Source organism: Desulfosporosinus meridiei DSM 13257 (genome assembly GCF_000231385.2).
Lineage (GTDB): Bacteria > Bacillota > Desulfitobacteriia > Desulfitobacteriales > Desulfitobacteriaceae > Desulfosporosinus > Desulfosporosinus meridiei.
In genome coordinates, this window is sequence record NC_018515.1 from 1899096 (window position 1) to 1915297 (window position 16202).

At 40.6% G+C, this 16202-nt stretch carries 16 protein-coding genes and 2 riboswitches; of the genes, 15 read left to right on the forward strand and 1 reads right to left on the reverse strand.

Going from position 1 to position 16202, the window contains the following annotated elements; all coding sequences use genetic code 11:
* Positions 1–585: 585 nt before the first annotated feature.
* The 10 genes from DESMER_RS08715 (at position 586) to DESMER_RS08765 (ending at position 13905) form a co-directional block, all read left to right on the forward strand.
* On the forward strand, positions 586–1728 hold the full coding sequence (locus DESMER_RS08715) for an acyl-CoA dehydrogenase family protein (protein ID WP_014902678.1): 1143 nt from the start codon (positions 586–588) through the stop codon (positions 1726–1728).
* 799 nt (positions 1729–2527) lie between these two features.
* Positions 2528–4084: an acyl CoA:acetate/3-ketoacid CoA transferase gene (locus DESMER_RS08725; RefSeq protein WP_014902680.1), complete on the forward strand. Its 1557-nt coding sequence runs from the start codon at positions 2528–2530 to the stop codon at positions 4082–4084.
* Positions 4085–4104: 20 nt separating this feature from the next.
* Positions 4105–4890, forward strand: coding sequence for an acyl-CoA dehydratase activase (locus DESMER_RS08730; RefSeq protein WP_014902681.1), 786 nt, complete (start codon positions 4105–4107; stop codon positions 4888–4890).
* Between the two features lie 18 nt (positions 4891–4908).
* Positions 4909–6177 carry a 2-hydroxyacyl-CoA dehydratase subunit D gene (locus DESMER_RS08735; RefSeq protein WP_014902682.1) on the forward strand — a complete coding sequence of 423 codons (1269 nt, stop codon included), beginning with the start codon at positions 4909–4911 and terminating at the stop codon, positions 6175–6177.
* Positions 6170–7288, forward strand: coding sequence for a 2-hydroxyacyl-CoA dehydratase subunit D (locus DESMER_RS08740; protein ID WP_014902683.1), 1119 nt, complete (start codon positions 6170–6172; stop codon positions 7286–7288). Before DESMER_RS08735 ends, DESMER_RS08740 begins: the two co-directional genes overlap by 8 nt.
* Positions 7289–7499: 211 nt before the next feature.
* Complete coding sequence (locus tag DESMER_RS08745; RefSeq protein WP_014902684.1) at positions 7500–8888, forward strand: FAD-binding oxidoreductase; 1389 nt, start codon at positions 7500–7502, stop codon at positions 8886–8888.
* Positions 8889–8890: 2 nt separating this feature from the next.
* The gene (locus tag DESMER_RS08750; RefSeq protein ID WP_014902685.1) at positions 8891–10180 is read left to right on the forward strand and encodes a (Fe-S)-binding protein; all 1290 of its coding nucleotides are present in this window, start codon (positions 8891–8893) and stop codon (positions 10178–10180) included.
* Positions 10181–10393: 213 nt separating this feature from the next.
* Positions 10394–10492: riboswitch (TPP riboswitch) on the forward strand.
* Positions 10493–10544: 52 nt separating this feature from the next.
* Positions 10545–10643: riboswitch (TPP riboswitch) on the forward strand.
* Between the two features lie 68 nt (positions 10644–10711).
* Positions 10712–11548, forward strand: coding sequence for a hydroxyethylthiazole kinase (gene thiM, locus DESMER_RS08755; protein WP_014902686.1), 837 nt, complete (start codon positions 10712–10714; stop codon positions 11546–11548).
* 126 nt (positions 11549–11674) lie between these two features.
* Complete coding sequence (thiC, locus tag DESMER_RS08760) at positions 11675–12979, forward strand: phosphomethylpyrimidine synthase ThiC (RefSeq protein WP_014902687.1); 1305 nt, start codon at positions 11675–11677, stop codon at positions 12977–12979.
* 416 nt (positions 12980–13395) lie between these two features.
* Complete coding sequence (locus DESMER_RS08765; protein WP_014902688.1) at positions 13396–13905, forward strand: hypothetical protein; 510 nt, start codon at positions 13396–13398, stop codon at positions 13903–13905.
* Between the two features lie 64 nt (positions 13906–13969).
* Here DESMER_RS08765 and DESMER_RS08770 read toward each other — a convergent pair whose 3' ends face one another.
* Complete coding sequence (locus DESMER_RS08770) at positions 13970–14380, reverse strand: hemerythrin domain-containing protein (RefSeq protein WP_014902689.1); 411 nt, start codon at positions 14378–14380, stop codon at positions 13970–13972.
* A gap of 173 nt (positions 14381–14553) precedes the next feature.
* Between DESMER_RS08770 and DESMER_RS24840 the strand changes: the two genes are divergently transcribed.
* The 5 genes from DESMER_RS24840 to DESMER_RS24680 all read left to right on the forward strand — a co-directional run bounded on the left by DESMER_RS24840 (position 14554) and on the right by DESMER_RS24680 (position 16201).
* Positions 14554–14763: a hypothetical protein gene (locus DESMER_RS24840; protein ID WP_042333563.1), complete on the forward strand. Its 210-nt coding sequence runs from the start codon at positions 14554–14556 to the stop codon at positions 14761–14763.
* Between the two features lie 276 nt (positions 14764–15039).
* The gene (locus tag DESMER_RS08780) at positions 15040–15507 is read left to right on the forward strand and encodes a DUF2975 domain-containing protein (RefSeq protein WP_014902690.1); all 468 of its coding nucleotides are present in this window, start codon (positions 15040–15042) and stop codon (positions 15505–15507) included.
* Positions 15508–15690: 183 nt separating this feature from the next.
* A complete protein-coding gene (locus DESMER_RS24385; RefSeq protein WP_242831103.1) occupies positions 15691–15768 on the forward strand; it encodes a hypothetical protein in 78 nt (25 codons plus the stop codon).
* Positions 15769–15819: 51 nt separating this feature from the next.
* Entirely contained in the window at positions 15820–16050 is a 231-nt protein-coding gene (locus DESMER_RS24675; RefSeq protein ID WP_282433077.1) for an acyl-CoA dehydrogenase C-terminal domain-containing protein, read from the forward strand.
* Positions 15986–16201, forward strand: coding sequence for an acyl-CoA dehydrogenase C-terminal domain-containing protein (locus DESMER_RS24680; protein ID WP_345787938.1), 216 nt, complete (start codon positions 15986–15988; stop codon positions 16199–16201). The genes DESMER_RS24675 and DESMER_RS24680 overlap by 65 nt, the downstream gene beginning before the upstream one ends.
* Position 16202 lies beyond the last annotated feature (1 nt).

The following is a 16202-nucleotide window of genomic DNA, read 5'->3' on the forward strand; positions in this document are numbered from 1 at the left end:
AGTGAAGTATGTTTTTCTAGACGAGCATAGTGTAGTTAGTAGCAGCATAATTAGTAATTTGACTTGGGATTTTTTGAGAGGAACCTTAAGTATAAAATACTATATTTATACATATTTATTTGTTGACAAAATACTTGCTAGCAAGTAATATTCAATTATCAAAAGCTTTTGAATATTTAACTAAATCAAAAATTTAAGGAGGTGGTGTGGAATTTAGTATGCGCTATGGAAAGGTCAAGTGAACCTATATTTAAGTAGAGGACAGTCATCATGGGCAACAGTACAGATCCCGACGGAATAATGCACGCAGAGAAGTAGAAGAACGGAATCTGATACGTTCGTGAGAAATTAGTATAGGTTTCAAAGCGACACCCAAAAATTTAATAGAATAGTTCCCTTGCCAATCAAAATTATGAGGACGTTTTGTATTGATTTCACGTGAATTTCCAGTTTAGCTCGATAATAAAACATCCTCCCACTAAAAGTGGGAGGACTGCAATAAAAAGTTGGTTCAAGGAAATCCTTGTCCCGACTGCCTCAGCGAATGCCGAAGGGCTGTTTGAAAATTAAGAAGGAGGCAATAATATGGATTTTCGTTTAACAGAAGAGCAAGAGGCTATTCAGAAAGTAGCCAGAGATTTTGCCCAAAAGGAACTTTTACCTATCGTACTTGAGAGTGACGAAACTAGTACATTTCCTGTAGATCTTTATAAGAAGATGGGTGAGATGGGTTTATTGGGCTTACCGTTCCCATCAGAATATGGTGGTTCCGACGGAGATTATTTATCCTACATCTTAGCCGTAGAAGAAATTTCCAAGGTGCATAGTGCCGTTGGTATCTCATATTCTGTAAATACCTCTCTCTGTGCAGGAGGAATATATCAAAACGCTTCAGAGGAACAAAAGAAAAAATATCTTCCAGATGTATGTTCCGGAAAGAAATTTGGCTCTTTCGGATTAACTGAGCCAAATGCGGGTTCAGATGCAGCAGGTGTTAGAACAAGAGCTGTAAAAGACGGAGATCACTATATATTAAATGGTTCTAAATGCTTCATTACAAATGGCCCTCTATCAGAGACCTTCTTAGTATTTGCTTCAACGGATTTAAGTCAAGGAACAAAGGGATTATCAGCGTTTATTCTTGAAAAAGGTTTCCCCGGATTTTCAATAGGCACTATTGAAAACAAATGTGGGATAAGAGCAACAAAAGTTTCAGAACTGCTTTTTGAAGACTGTATTGTCCCAGCTGAAAACTTAGTAAAACAAGAGGGAAAAGGTTTTGGGATAGCAATGAAAACTCTTGATGGTGGGAGATTCGGAGTCGCCGCACAAGGACTTGGTCTTGCAGAAGGAGCATATGATTGTGCGGTAAAATATCTGAAAGAAAGAATACAGTTTGGCAAGCCTTTATTTAAAAATCAGTATTTAGCATTTAAAATGGCTGAATTAGCGATTGAAATTGAACAAGCTAAGTATCTATTGTATAAAGGAGTTCTTGATAAACAAGAAGGAAGACCTTATTCAGTTTCAGCAGCTAAGGCAAAAATGGCTTGTACAGATGCAGCAATGCATGTAACCGTAGAATGCGTTCAGATGCTTGGTGGAAATGGCTTCATGAAGGATTATCATGTTGAAAGAATGATGAGAGATGCTAAGATAACTCAGATCTATGAAGGAACAAATCAAATAATGAGAATGATTATTGCTGGAGAAATTTTTAAAGATTAATCCCCAAATATAACAGATTTGCGTTTATGGCAGAGGGGCGAAATACGCTTAGATATTTTCGTATTAAAAAACCACAGTTTTATCGTGATTGCTCTTTTAATCACTTTCCATTTTGAGTTATGAGATTTCCATAAATTTGAGGTTGAAAGATGAAGAAGGAAATATAAAGATCAACCGACGGTTTATGGAGTGATATCGTTATGTAGAAAGGAGAAATATGAAAGAGTGTATTGCTTGTCATTCAGGACAAATAAAACAGGTGGATATCAAGACAAGAGATGATGCATTTATCTTAATTGAGAATAGTGAAGTAGTTGTTAATCCACAAAGTCAAAACATCATAAAATTTGTTTGTTTAAATTGTGGATTTATAAACCTTTATGCAGAGGACTATTTTTAAGAAAATATTCCCATCATATAGTTTGCAACATAAATCTAAGGCAACAAGTAGAATTAAGACAGGGACGATATTATCATATCGTGTTCATGTTTGCTTTAAAACAGAAAAATTGATCCTTGAGAGTACTTATAGGCGCATACTCAAGCCAAATATTTTTTGAATATTAAATTAAATTGAAAATATCCTTCTAAGTGATTTTTCGGTACTCAGATCCCTCCGGCCGGCCCGATGCATTTAATCCTGACTTGATGAAGTCTAAATAACAGAGAAAAGCCGGAAGTTCTGAGTTAGCTTTTATTGATGAGCACTTCAATACCCTTTTTATTTGTACTGTTTAAAATGCCCCGCATTTTGCGGGGCAGGTTATATCACTGAGGATAACATTGGAGGAGGACAAATATGAAGAAGGTTAATATTCTCACAGCAGAAGAGGCTGTTGATTTAGTCAAAGATGGGGACACTCTTTGTACCAGTGGATTTGTTGGCAATAGTCTTCCGGAAGCACTTTTTAAAGCTATAGAAAAGAAATTTTTAGAGACTGGCTATCCTCAAAATATAACTTTGTTTTATCCAGCATCACAAGGCAGCAGAAACGGCACGGGCGGTGATCATTTTGCTCACGAAGGTTTGGTTAAAAGGGTCATAGCAGGTCATTTAAATACTGCTCCGAAGTTAGGCGAACTGTGTCTAGCTAATAAATGCGAAGGTTATAACTTACCACAAGGTGCTTTGGAATATGTTATTAGAGATGCTGCGGGTCATAGGCCCGGTACAATTACCCATGTTGGATTAGGTACTTTTGTTGATCCAAGAAATGGCGGAGGTAAAATAAACGCTAGGACGACAGAAGATTTAGTAGAAGTTATAAAAATCGGCAATGAAGAAAAGCTTTTCTACAAAGCTTTTCCTATAGATATCGCCTTCCTTAGAGGTACTTATGCGGATGAGTATGGTAATGTAACCCTAGAAAAAGAAGTAGCTACTATTGAGGTTACATCTATAGCACAGGCAGTTATAAATAATGGTGGAAAAGTAATTGTTCAAGTGGAAAAGGTTGTAAAAGGTGGTACTTTAGACCCCAGACTGGTACAAATACCAGGCATTTATGTTCATGGTGTTGTAGAAGTAGTTGATATGAAAGATCATGAACAAAGTGTTGGACATGAATATAATCCAGCACTTTGCGGGGCAGTAAGAGCACCTGAAGGTAATGTTGAAAAAACCCCATTGAGTATTAAAAAAGTTATTGGCAGAAGAGCAGCTATGGAATTGGTAAAGGATACAGTTGTTAATTTAGGTGTTGGAACACCTGAGTATGTTGCTCAAGTTGCAAGTGAAGAAGAGATAGCTAGTTATATGACTTTAACTGTTGAATCAGGAGCAATAGGAGGCAGTCCTCAAGGTGGAGCCAGATTTGGTGCTACTTTAAATCCTGACGCTATTATTGACCAAAATAGTCAGTTTGATTTTTATGATGGCGGCGGTCTGGATATGGCATTTTTAGGTTTAGCTGAATGTGATGAACAGGGCAACATTAATGTCAGCAGATTCGGTCCCAAAATACCGGGATGTGGTGGTTTCATCAATATCACCCAAAATGCAAAAAAAGTATTCTTCTGCGGTACATTTACAGCAAGAGGCTTAAAACAAAAAATTGAAGATGGCAAGTTAATAATTGAACAAGAAGGAACGCAAAGGAAATTTATTAAACAAGTTGAACAGGTAACATTTAGTGGAAAATATGCAATTAAAACTAAACAACCTGTTTTATATATAACAGAAAGAGCTGTATTTGAATTAAAAGAAGAGGGACTTAACTTAATTGAAGTTGCTCCCGGAATTGATATTCAAACACAAATTATAGATTTAATGGATTTTGTCCCTACAGTTGACAAAAATATTAAAATTATGGACTCAAGACTTTTTAGTGAAGAACTAATGAACTTGAAGAAATAATCAAAAAGGGAGATTAATCTATGTTTACAATGGGGATTGATATTGGGTCCTCATCCTCAAAGGTTGTAATACTTGAAGATGGAGTTAATATTATCGCTGGAGAAGTCATTCAGATTGGAACAGGTTCGACAGGACCTAAACGTGTACTGAATGAAGCTCTTTCCAAAGCAGGTCTTAAATTGGAAGACATGGCTAAAATTATTGCTACAGGCTACGGAAGATCTTCTGTGGAAGAAGCACACAAACAAATTAGCGAAATCAGTTGTCAGGCTAAGGGAGTTTTCTTTTTAGTTCCTTCAGCAAAATTAATTATTGATATCGGCGGTCAAGATGTTAAGGCAATTAGACTTGACAGTAAAGGCGGCGTTAAGCAGTTTTTTATGAATGATAAATGTGCCGCCGGAACAGGACGTTTTCTCGATGTTATGTCACGAGTACTTGAAGTTAATCTTGATGAAATGGCAGAATACGATGCTCGTGCAACAGAACCTGCCACGGTCAGCAGCACTTGCACAGTTTTTGCAGAATCTGAGGTAATATCTCAGCTTTCCAACGGAGTTGCTAAAGAGAATATTATTGCAGGGGTTCACCAGTCAGTTGCTAGCAAAGCCTGTGGACTTGCCTATAGATGTGGGGTGGAAGAGGACATTGTTATGTGCGGAGGTGTTGCTAAGGACTTAGGGGTTGTCCGGGCAATAAGCAAAGAACTAAAAAAACCTGTCATTGTAGCTCCTAATCCACAAATTACAGCTGCCCTTGGAGCTGCTATCTTTGCCTTCGAAGAAGTCAGGGGAGCTAATAAATAAAGGAAAGAGGTATGAGAGATGACTGATACAACAGCTATGAGCGCCAAAGAATTGTTAGGTTTCTATCAGGAAGAATTGTATGAAGAAGCGAGACGGGCAAAAAAAGAAGGAAAACTTGTTTGTTGGTCTGCATCCGTTGCTCCTTCGGAGTTTTGTGTGGCTATGGATGTAGCTATGATATATCCTGAAACCCATGCTGCGGGTATTGGGGCCAGAAAAGGTGCCTTAGATGTGCTTGAAGTTGCGGATGAAAAAGGCTATAACGTGGATACTTGCTCCTATGCAAGAGTAAATCTTGGTTATATGGAACTTTTAAAACAGGAGGCTTTAACAGGAATAACACCGGAAAAGCTTGAAAAATCCCCAGCGGCCAGAATACCCCTTCCCGATTTTGTCATAACCTGTAACAACATTTGTAACACCTTGCTTAAGTGGTATGAGAATCTTGCCGTTGAATTAAATATTCCTTGCATCATCATTGATGTTCCCTTTAATCATACAATGCCCATTCCACAGTATGCCAAGGATTATATTGCGGAACAGTTTAAGGAAGCTATTACTCAGCTTGAGGAAATTTGCGGCAAGAAATTCGACTATGACAAATTTTTAAAAGTACAGGAACAAACCCAACGTTCTGTTGCCCAATGGAATAGAATCGCTGCTTTGTCATCACATAAACCATCCCCTTTAAATGGTTTTGATCTTTTCAACTATATGGCCCTGATCGTTTGTGCAAGGAGTAAAGACTACGCAGAAATTACCTTTAAAAAGTTTGCTGATGAACTTGAAGAAAATCTTAATAAGGGTATCTTCGCCTTTAAAGGAAATGAACAAAAGCGGGTAACTTGGGAAGGCATAGCTGTTTGGCCGCACCTGGGACATACATTTAAAGGCTTAAAGAATCTTGGCAATATAATGACAGGTTCAGCCTATCCGGGTCTGTGGAATGTTAGTTATACACCAGGTGATATGAGTTCAATGGCGGAAGCTTATACTAGAATTTATATCAATACTTGTCTTGATAATAAAGTTAAGGTTCTTAGTGACGTAATTAGTGGCGGAAAGTGTGACGGTGTTATTTATCATCAGAACAGAAGCTGTAAGCTCATGAGTTTTCTGAATGTAGAAACTGCTGATATCCTCCAAAAAGAAAATGGTTTACCCTATGTAAGCTTTGATGGAGACCAAACTGATCCTCGTAACTTTTCTCCTGCCCAGTTTGACACACGTATCCAGGCCTTAGATGAAATGATGAAGCAGAATAAGGAGGGAGTTTCCAATGAGTAGAATTGAAACTATTATTAGTGAATTATCTTCAATTTCAAATAATCCCCGCAAGGCTATGGAAGATTATAAAAAAGAAACCGGTAAAGGGTCGGTAGGGGTTATGCCTTATTATGCCCCTGAAGAAATAATTCATGCTGCTGGTTTTCTTCCCGTAGGTATTTGGGGAGGACAAAAGAGTATTTCAAAAGCCCGTGCCTATTTACCTCCCTTTGCTTGTTCAATTATGCAATCAGTTATGGAAATGCAGCTTGAAGGGGTATATGACGATTTAGAAGCAGTACTTTTCCCCGTTCCTTGTGACACTTTAAAATGTCTCAGCCAAAAATGGAAAGGAACATCACCTGTCATCGTATTTACTCATCCTCAAAACAGAAAACTCGAAGCAGCCAATAAGTTTCTTGCTGAGGAATATCGACTTGTTCGTGAAAAGCTGGAAACAATATTGAATGTAAAGATTACTGATGAAGCACTCAACCAAAGTATTGAAACTTATAACGAAAATCGTAAAGTAATGCGTGAATTTACGGACCTAGCTGCTAATTATCCTCAGATTATTGATCCCAGAATACGTCATGCAATTATAAAAGCTAGATTTTTTATGGAAAAATCTAAACATACCGCTATGGTAAAAGAATTGAATTCAGAGCTTAAATCGTTACCTGTTGAAGCCTTTACAGGTAAAAAGGTTGTTTTAACAGGAATTATGGCTGAACCCAATGAAGTATTAGACATTTTAAAAGATAACGGTTTTGCTGTTGTGGCAGACGACCTGGCCCAGGAATCCAGACTGTTCAGAAATGATGTTCCGTCAGGTACAGACCCACTATATCGATTGGCTAAATGGTGGCAAGAATTCGATGGTTGTTCTCTTGCTACAGATGCGAAAAAATCAAGAGGCCCCATGCTGATGGAGATGGTTAAAGGGTCTAAGGCCGATGCAGTTGTGGTTTGCATGATGAAGTTCTGTGACCCTGAAGAATTTGACTATCCAATCTACTATAGACAGTTTGAAGAAGCTGGAATTAAGAGCCTATTTATAGAAATTGACCTGGAAACAACATCCTTTGAACAGACTAAAACCAGAGTTCAAAGTTTTAGTGAAATGCTGTGATTTCTAAGTTAGTGTTATGTAATATCTCTTGTTGCTTATTTGTAGCATGACTTGGTGGGAAGAGGTAGTATAGTATTTGCGCCCCTTCCCACTTTGTTTGTTCAGCAGAGAATTATAGTAACTTTATTGAAGTTTCGCGTAAATTGATTATTTTAAATCAAGTGGTCTGACAGGCGTGCCATATTCGAAGCGTTATAAAGGAGGTATAAGGATGTTAGCTCGTGAAGTCTTGGAAGAACTTGTTCGAGTGCTCGGTCGTGAAAATGTCCTCACAGAGCAGGAAGACTTATTGACCTATGCTTATGACGCAACTGCGGCGATGAAACATCATAAGCCGGATGTTGTGGTTGCACCTCTATCGACAGAACAGGTGGCAGATGTCGTGAAAATCGCCCTGCGTTACCATGTCCCTATTTATACACGTGGTTCCGGAACGAACCTTAGTGGGGGAACTATTCCCGTTGAAGGGGGTATGGTTCTCTCCATGCTCCACCTCAACAAAATTCTGGAAGTAGACCAGGATAATTTAACGGCAACCGTTCAACCTGGGGTGATCATTCAGGCTCTCAATGATGAAGCGGCTAAACACGGCTTGTTGTATCCGCCGGATCCCGGTACAGTTACCACAGCAACTATGGGTGGCTCCGTTTCGGAGTGTTCGGGTGGATTGCGTGGTCTGAAATACGGTGTAACCAAACATTATATTATGGGCTTGCAAATGGTCTTGGCGAATGGAGAAGTCACTCGTTGGGGAGGAAAAACAGTAAAGAACGTGACAGGGTATGATTTAGTGGCTCTCTTTACCGGGGCTGAAGGAACCTTGGGGATTATCACTGAAATAATCGTCAAACTCATTCCGGCACCGGAAGCACGTAAGAGCATGTTAGCCGTCTTTGACGACGTTGATAAAGCTGGGAGGGCCATCGCAGCCATTATTCGCAATAAAGTTATTCCGGCCACACTGGAGATCTTGGATAATGTGACGATTCAGACCGTGGAAAACTTTGTGCATGCGGGACTCCCCATGGACGCGGAAGCAGTTCTCTTATGTGAAGTGGACGGCTACAAGGAAGTTGTCCAACGGGAAGCTGTATTGGTGGAACGAATTATGAACGAGGAAGGAGCTGTTCAATTAAAAATAGCTAAAGATGATAAAGAGCGCGACCTTTTGTGGTTGGCTCGTCGCAGCGCCTTGCCAGCCCTTGCTCAAAAACGACCGACCACCGTACTTGAAGATGCCACCGTTCCCCGGAGTAAAATTCCGGATATGCTTAAAGCAATCCGCAGAATTGCAACCAAACATAATCTGCAAATTGCTACCTTCGGGCATGCAGGAGACGGAAATCTGCATCCCACAATTATTACAGATGAACGCGACGCTGAAGAAATGAAAAGAGTCCACCTAGCAGTGGACGAGATTTTCGAAACGGCGCTAGCCCTGGGAGGAACTCTTTCCGGTGAACATGGGATTGGTATCGCCAAAATGAAATATCTTAACAGGGAATTTGGAGAAGCAGGTGTGGCGGCCTTGAAGCGCATTAAAGAAGCCCTGGACCCCAACTATTTGTTGAACCCTGGGAAGATTGTAAGGAGGGACTGATCGTGTCCGTATATGATTCACTGGATTCGATTACCGAAGAACTCCATAAATGTATGAAATGCGGAAATTGCATGGCAGTATGCCCCATTTACAAGGAAACACGCCAGGAAGTGGGAGTTGCCAGGGGAAAGATTAGTTTAGCAGAATACATTCTCTCGGGCGAAACAGAGATGACTAAGGGAATGGGGAACCGTTTTTCCCTTTGTACGACCTGTATGGCTTGTAATACCAACTGTCCCTGTGGGGTTCGGTTTGACAAAATTATTCTGGCAGCAAGAGCGGAAGCCGTCCGTAAAAAAGGGCTGCAGTCGGCCAAAAAAATTGCCTTCACTGCCTTGAAGATGCAGCGAGTGTTTGATTTCGGGATGAAGGCGGGAAGTATCTTCCAGGGTGTTGCCTTAAAAAACATACCGAATCGACACAGCAAATTAGCACGTATGCGCGTGGATGTGGGGATAGGTAAGGAGAAAGTCTTCCCCATGTTGGCCAAGAAGACTTTGCGTTCCGAGTTCCCTGAAGTGATTAAGGTTAAAAACCCCAAGATGAGAGTTGGGTTCTTCACGGGTTGTATGATCAACTATTTTTACACGGACATCGGCAGAGCGGTGATCGCGGTGCTTAAGGAAAATGACATCGAAGTAGTCATTCCTAAGTCCCAGGCTTGTTGTGGTATCCCAGCCTCGGTCAATGGGGATGTGGCTTCAGCACGTACCTTAGCCAAACGCAATTTGCGGGCCTTTGAGAGAATGGGGGCAGATGCCTTAGTTGTCGCCTGTTCTTCTGGTGGTACTGCTTGGAAGCATGTTTTTGGAGAGCTGCTGGAAAATGATCAAGAACTTAAAGCCTTGGCGGATAAATGGGCCAAAAAATCCTACGATATTTCTGAGTTCCTGATTCATCAAGTTCCCTTTAAGAAAGAAGGTTTGGGTCGAGTAGCGCGAAAAGTGACATATCACGAACCTTGTCACTTAAACCGTGGACAGGGAATTAGTAAAGAACCGCGGGAAATTTTAAAGAGCATTCCCGGTGTAGAATTGATTGAAATGAAAGAGCCGGGTCGTTGTTGTGGTATGGCTGGATCATTCAGCCTGGTACACCCGGATCTCTCCGGACAAATTTCTGATCGTAAAACAGCAGATATCCAGACCACCAAAACTGATACAGTAGCAACGGGTTGTCCGGCTTGTCGGTTGCAGCTGCAAAGCGGGGTCGAAAATGCTGGATTTGACGAAGAAGTATTGCATACAGTTCAAATTTTGGCTGAGTCTTATCGAGTCGGAAGGAAGAACTAAAACGTTCTAAATAGTTGGAATGATGGAAACGCTTTAAATAAGTGTTTCCATGTTTTTTGGTGCGCCTTCAAGGAACTGAGTATTGAAGCCGATGCCGCCAATAAGCGACGGGACGACGGTCTGTCAGCACAAATGTCGATGGTAAACAAAACATCACCTCTAACTAAAAGCTTGACAGGGAAAGCAACAAGAGATAGTATATGAAAAAATTAAATAATTTTGCGGGGGGACTCTTAGGAGTTGAGAAGGTAGAACCTGACCCTTAGAACCTGTCAGTTAACACTGGCGTAGGGAAGCAAGCCACTATCAATTATGAAAAAGTGCTTTTCTTACTAAAGGAGAGCACTTTTTATTATTAAAACTGAATAAAATGCGGGGGGACTCTTAGGAGTTGAGAAGGTAAAACCTGACCCTTAGAACCTGTCAGTTAACACTGGCGTAGGGAAGCAATCTATTATCGATAATGAAAAAGTGCTTTTCTTGCTAAAGGGAAGCATTTTTTATTATAAAAACTGAGAAAGGAAGATATAAATGGATAATAAAGGGGAGATTCAAAACCAAATAATTCAGGCCGTAGAAACTGTAAGACGGACAAATCCTCTGGCAGGGTCGATCACCAACACAGTAACGATGAATTTTGTGGCTAATGCCCAGCTTGCCGTCGGAGGATCGGCGGCTATGGTTTATCTGCCTGATGAGGGTGAGTTTTTGGCAAAAGTCGGCGGAGCTGCCTACATAAACATGGGTACGCTTCTGCCCATATATGAGGAGACTTTACCACATACAGCCAAAGTCTTGTACGAAACGGGGAAGCCTTGGGTCCTGGATCCGGTGGCTATCGGTATCGGTGCCCTTAGAACTCAGCTGCTGCAGCAGTTTAAAGCTTATAAACCATCTGTGGTCAGAGGGAATGCCTCGGAAATTATCGCTTTGGCTGGTTTGTGGGGTTTGGACGGCGGTACGGAGGTATCCAATGTTCGCGGCGTTGACTCTAGGGATTCGGTCAATGCCGCCAAAGCTGGGGCTGTCGCGCTGGCTAAGTGGACTGGCGGGGCTGTTGCCGTGTCGGGCGAAACGGATTTAATAACCGACGGTGACCTCATAGTCTTCTCCCAGGGAGGGTCTCACTTTATGGAGAAAATTACTGGGTTTGGCTGTTCCTTAGGAGGAGTGACCGCAGTCTACGCAACGGTTGCCTCCCCTTTTATTGCTGCGCTTACTGCCGCTGGGGTTTACAATTTAGCGGGAAAACGGGCTGCAAATAAGGTGGACGCTCCCGGAAGTTTTCAAGTCCGGTTCCTGGATGAACTATATAAGGCAACGGCAGAGGATATTGCTAACAATCCATTGGAGATTGAGGCGGTTTAATCCATGAATACGGAAGTGCATTAAACTTAGTGCACTTATCCCACTGCTTAAAGTAGTGGGATAAGTGACAGTTAGAAGCGTACCTCTTAACCACATGTGAAATATCTATATGAAGGAGAAATAGCCATGAGAGAATATGCAACCCAGATGGAAGCGGCAAGAAAAGGAATTATCACCGCGGAACTGAAAATCGTAGCTAAAAAGGAGCTGATGACGGCAGAAGAGCTGATGCCATTAGTTGCAGCCGGGAAAGTAGTAATCTGTGCGAACAAAAAACATATATGTATCGACCCCCAGGGCGTGGGCTCAATGCTGAAAACAAAGATCAATGTAAACCTTGGTGTTTCGAGAGACTGCAAGGATTATGACATAGAAATGAAAAAAGTGCTGGAAGCCGTTAATATGGGTGCACATGCAATCATGGATTTGTCCTCACACGGAAATACCATTCCTTTTCGCAGAGAGCTTACCTCGAAATGCCCGGCTATGATCGGAACGGTGCCGGTCTATGATTCAGTTATCCACTATCAGAGAGACTTAAACACCCTGACAGCAAAAGATTTCATTGATGTAGTAAGACTTCATGCCGAGGATGGGGTTGATTTTGTCACCCTGCACTGCGGCATTACCAGAAAAACCATAGAACAGATAAAACAGCATCAAAGAAAAATGAACATTGTATCTAGGGGCGGCTCTCTGGTATTTGCCTGGATGTCTATGACAGGTGAAGAGAACCCTTTTTATGAATATTACGATGAAATTCTGGATATCTGCCGAGAATATGATGTGACTATCTCATTGGGAGATGCCTGCAGACCGGGATGCCTGGCAGATGCTTCGGATGTGTGTCAGATTGAGGAGCTTGTACGGCTGGGTGAGCTTACCAAAAGAGCCTGGGAAAAGGATGTCCAGGTAATGGTGGAGGGACCTGGACATATGCCGATTGATCAGATTGCTGCCAATATGAAGATCCAGCAGACCATCTGCGATGGAGCACCATTTTATGTCTTAGGACCGCTAGTAACGGATATTGCACCAGGCTATGACCATATCACCTCGGCAATCGGAGGTGCCATTGCCGCTTCAGCCGGTGCTGCTTTTTTATGCTATGTGACCCCGGCAGAACACCTGGCGCTGCCGAATTTAGAGGATGTAAAACAAGGCATTATGGCCTCAAAGATTGCTGCCCATGCAGCAGATATTGCCAAAGGTGTAAGAGGGGCAAGGGAGATTGACGACAGGATGGCGGAGGCCAGAAGGGTGTTTGACTGGGAAGCACAGTGGGAGTGCGCCATAGATCCGGAAACGGCAAAAAAGATCCGTGCCGACAGGAAGCCTGAGCATGAAGACTCCTGTTCCATGTGCGGAAAGTTTTGCGCAATACGAAGTATGAACAAAGCCCTGGCCGGAGAGCATATTGATATTTTGTAATTGAATACACAGTGATGGAAGTTCCATCTGCACCGACAAATAGACGAACCTCTGAAAACCTATGAGGAATGCTGGAAATACCATAATGGGGGTTATGCCGAGTGTTTGACAGAAAGTCGATTTGATGAAAATACATAATATGGGCTATTTGTGATATAATTGATTGTACAACTCTGTATTTCAGTTCGCTTACAATATGACGAAAAAGTAGCCCACCCTGAAAAGTAGCTACTTTTTCGTTCCCCATATGGCCACCTCTTGCGGTTTGTGTTGTAGAGCTAGGATGTTTGCAGCATCCTAGCATTATTTTATGCAGGTTCTTATGAAATAATATAACCTTTTGAAAAATTGAGCAAGTACGGATGAGAGTCGCTTTCTGAGTATCTTTTTCTTTGATTGAGAAAGGGGGCCATACAATGGTAAAGAATAAGACGAAATTGTCGTTGGTATTAATTGGTATAGCACTGGTTATTGGGTATTACGGCTTTTCCACTTACGCTAAGAACAAAGATTTATCGTACAATGAACTGACAAACTATATTGACCAACACTATTTTGAAGGTCAACCAAAGAATCTTACTATTGTGTTAGAAAAAGATGTTGAAGACTTGCATTTAATGCTTTTCTCATACCAACTAGCCCCTAATTTTGGACAACAGACTGTACTAGCGGCATTCAAACGTCTTCAAAATGGTAAATATAAATATTTTGGTTTACTGCAAAGCTCCAGCTCGGTATTGCCGAAAGAGTTGACTGGTTTTGAGAGAAATTACGGAGTATTTTACGGTATCATTACTGATAACCAACCTACTAAGTATTTAATTGATGGAGAGTTAATGGATACTTTTGAAAAGAACACGTATTTTATTAGGGTATATGATTTGAACTCAAAATCAGGGTTCTCGATGCAAGCAATATATGATTAATCATGGTCGTAATCGCAGCTGAGGGATAGCAAAGGAGGTAGTACTGGATGGAGATGCTTCTGTTTTAGAACTGCTCTACGATAGGGTATAGTTTTTTGTCTTCCTTATTCAAGCGATTCCTTAGCTCTAAAATAATTGAACGTGTGTCTGCTGTAAATTGTGTACATGCTTCCTTGATCCGAGTGCTTGACATATATTTGGTTTTATAGTCTGAAAAGGATTGGGAGATATGACCCATTTCCTGATTAAATGAAAGTGATATTTTCTTTAGATCTTCGTCTTTAGAAATAATGAGAGATGGGTAAAGAAAATCATCTTCTGACTTGAGATGGAAAGATAATTTTCCGGCTAGTGTAGCGATTTTTAAGGATATATCAAAAGCCTTAGCCATCACATCCTGATTTAACAAGGATTCGATGTCATCAACTAATTGACGTATTTCTTGGTGTTGTCTTTTTAGATTGTTGATGTTCATATGAGCACTTCCTTTAGAAAGATATTAGACAAGCCAGCAATATTTAGTCCATCCTGTTCGCCTCTCTATTTACATAATAACTCTTGGAAGAAAAAGAGGTGTGATCCAGGTCTAGTAATTATGTGATAAGTATCACAATTTGTTAAACAAAAATAAAGGGGGGACCGTCGGGCTTGTACCAAGAATCTTACGCGCGTAAGATTCTTGGTACAAGCCAAGAGAAGGCTATCATTCGTGACCTTCATATATTTCAAACACTATTCCCTTTCATCTTAACAGATAACGGAAGTGAGTTCTCTAATCCAAAAGCCATTGAGTATGACCTTAAGAAGGATAATGGTTTACGTACAAGTATTTATTATTGCAATGCCGGATGCCTGTAAGTGGATTACAAAAGTTGCATTTCATTTTCAAAGAAGGCATTTCGGATACAAAAACTGCGTTTCGTTTACAAATATTCAGTTGTCGGTTACAAAAAATGCTTCTTGGTTTACAAAGTGGCCTCTCGCCTTTCAATTAAGCTTTTAATTTGTCAAATCAAAGAGATACAATAATAATATAATTAATATCAATATTTATTTATTGATAAACGATAAAACGTGTGTTAAAATCATTTTGTCATGAACGTCATTAAATCAATAAATTAGTGAGGTGTTTAAATGAATGTTAAACAAGGTTCAACCACTTTCTTAAAAGTAATCATTTTTCTGCTCGGGATTGCGGTGCTTGCTTTGTGTTTCTTTTGGTTACCTTTGATAGCCATTAGAGAACCAAAAGCACATCCAGGGGTCTACTCGCTTTATCCCTTATTGGCATATGTGTATGGATGCTGTATTGCGTTTTCTATTGCATTGTATCAAGCATTTAAACTATTAACCTATATCGAAAGGAACAATGCTTTCTCTGAGTTATCACTTAAATCTTTGAAGGTTATAAAGAAATGTGGTTTAACAACCATTTTCTTCATCCTGTTAGGGATAGTAACCTTAAAAGTAATTGCTAAAGTCACAGGAGATGATCCAGCAGGTCCTATATCATTAAGTCTAATGAGTATTTTAGTAACAAGTATCATCACCGCTATTGTGGATGTGCTTCAAAAACTATTAAAAAATCTTCTGGATACATAACCAGAGAATGAATAAAAATAAAAAATGATGTGATGCTGCATTTTTATTTCGCGCAGGGGGTTATGTACGAAAGATATTTATAGCTGCACAAAAATATTGTCCTAACCACTACTTTCACTAATTCTTATTTTGGAGTATAAGTAAGACTGCGAAGAGTATCCCGTATCTCAAATCGCTCGCGACATGAAGATCTACTCTATCTGGGAAGGCACTAACTTCATCCAGTCCATGGATCTGGTTGGCCGTAAAATGAACATGTAGAGCGGCTCGGTATTTGGCGCTTGGGTACAGGAAATAGTCGATTTCTATGAAATTAACAAGGACAATGAAGCCTTAAGCAAGGAATTTGCAAACTTGGGCAAGGCTCTTAATGCTTACCAAGATATGCTCAAGGCTTTGGCTGGATATTCCAAGACCAATATGAGTATGATTCCCTTGTATTCCCGCCGTATCCTGACAGCGACTGCCCAGCTATTTTGTGGCCGGCAGATTCTTGATCAGGCAATATTGGCTGATAAAAAAAGCCAAAGAAGTGGGATCTGATCACTTTGATTACAAGTTCTATACTGGTAAAGTAGCCACCGCCATATACTACCTGCGCAATGTTGTACCTAATGTATGGGCAGTTGCGGAGATAGTAATCGATGGTGATACATCAGCTATTGATGTTCCAGTTGATGTTTTCGAATACTAAA

What these genes read in the sequence shown, in the direction of transcription:
- DESMER_RS08745 (WP_014902684.1), top strand. Translation starts at nt 7,500, where the DNA reads ATGTTAGCTCGTGAAGTCTTGGAAGAACTTGTTCGAGTGCTCGGTCGT.
- DESMER_RS08715 (WP_014902678.1), top strand. Translation starts at nt 586, where the DNA reads ATGGATTTTCGTTTAACAGAAGAGCAAGAGGCTATTCAGAAAGTAGCC.
- DESMER_RS08780 (WP_014902690.1), top strand. Translation starts at nt 15,040, where the DNA reads ATGAATGTTAAACAAGGTTCAACCACTTTCTTAAAAGTAATCATTTTT.
- DESMER_RS08740 (WP_014902683.1), top strand. Translation starts at nt 6,170, where the DNA reads ATGAGTAGAATTGAAACTATTATTAGTGAATTATCTTCAATTTCAAAT.
- DESMER_RS08770 (WP_014902689.1), bottom strand. Translation starts at nt 14,380, where the DNA reads ATGAACATCAACAATCTAAAAAGACAACACCAAGAAATACGTCAATTA.
- DESMER_RS08730 (WP_014902681.1), top strand. Translation starts at nt 4,105, where the DNA reads ATGTTTACAATGGGGATTGATATTGGGTCCTCATCCTCAAAGGTTGTA.
- thiC (WP_014902687.1), top strand. Translation starts at nt 11,675, where the DNA reads ATGAGAGAATATGCAACCCAGATGGAAGCGGCAAGAAAAGGAATTATC.
- DESMER_RS24385 (WP_242831103.1), top strand. Translation starts at nt 15,691, where the DNA reads ATGAAGATCTACTCTATCTGGGAAGGCACTAACTTCATCCAGTCCATG.
- thiM (WP_014902686.1), top strand. Translation starts at nt 10,712, where the DNA reads ATGGATAATAAAGGGGAGATTCAAAACCAAATAATTCAGGCCGTAGAA.
- DESMER_RS08765 (WP_014902688.1), top strand. Translation starts at nt 13,396, where the DNA reads ATGGTAAAGAATAAGACGAAATTGTCGTTGGTATTAATTGGTATAGCA.
- DESMER_RS08735 (WP_014902682.1), top strand. Translation starts at nt 4,909, where the DNA reads ATGACTGATACAACAGCTATGAGCGCCAAAGAATTGTTAGGTTTCTAT.
- DESMER_RS08725 (WP_014902680.1), top strand. Translation starts at nt 2,528, where the DNA reads ATGAAGAAGGTTAATATTCTCACAGCAGAAGAGGCTGTTGATTTAGTC.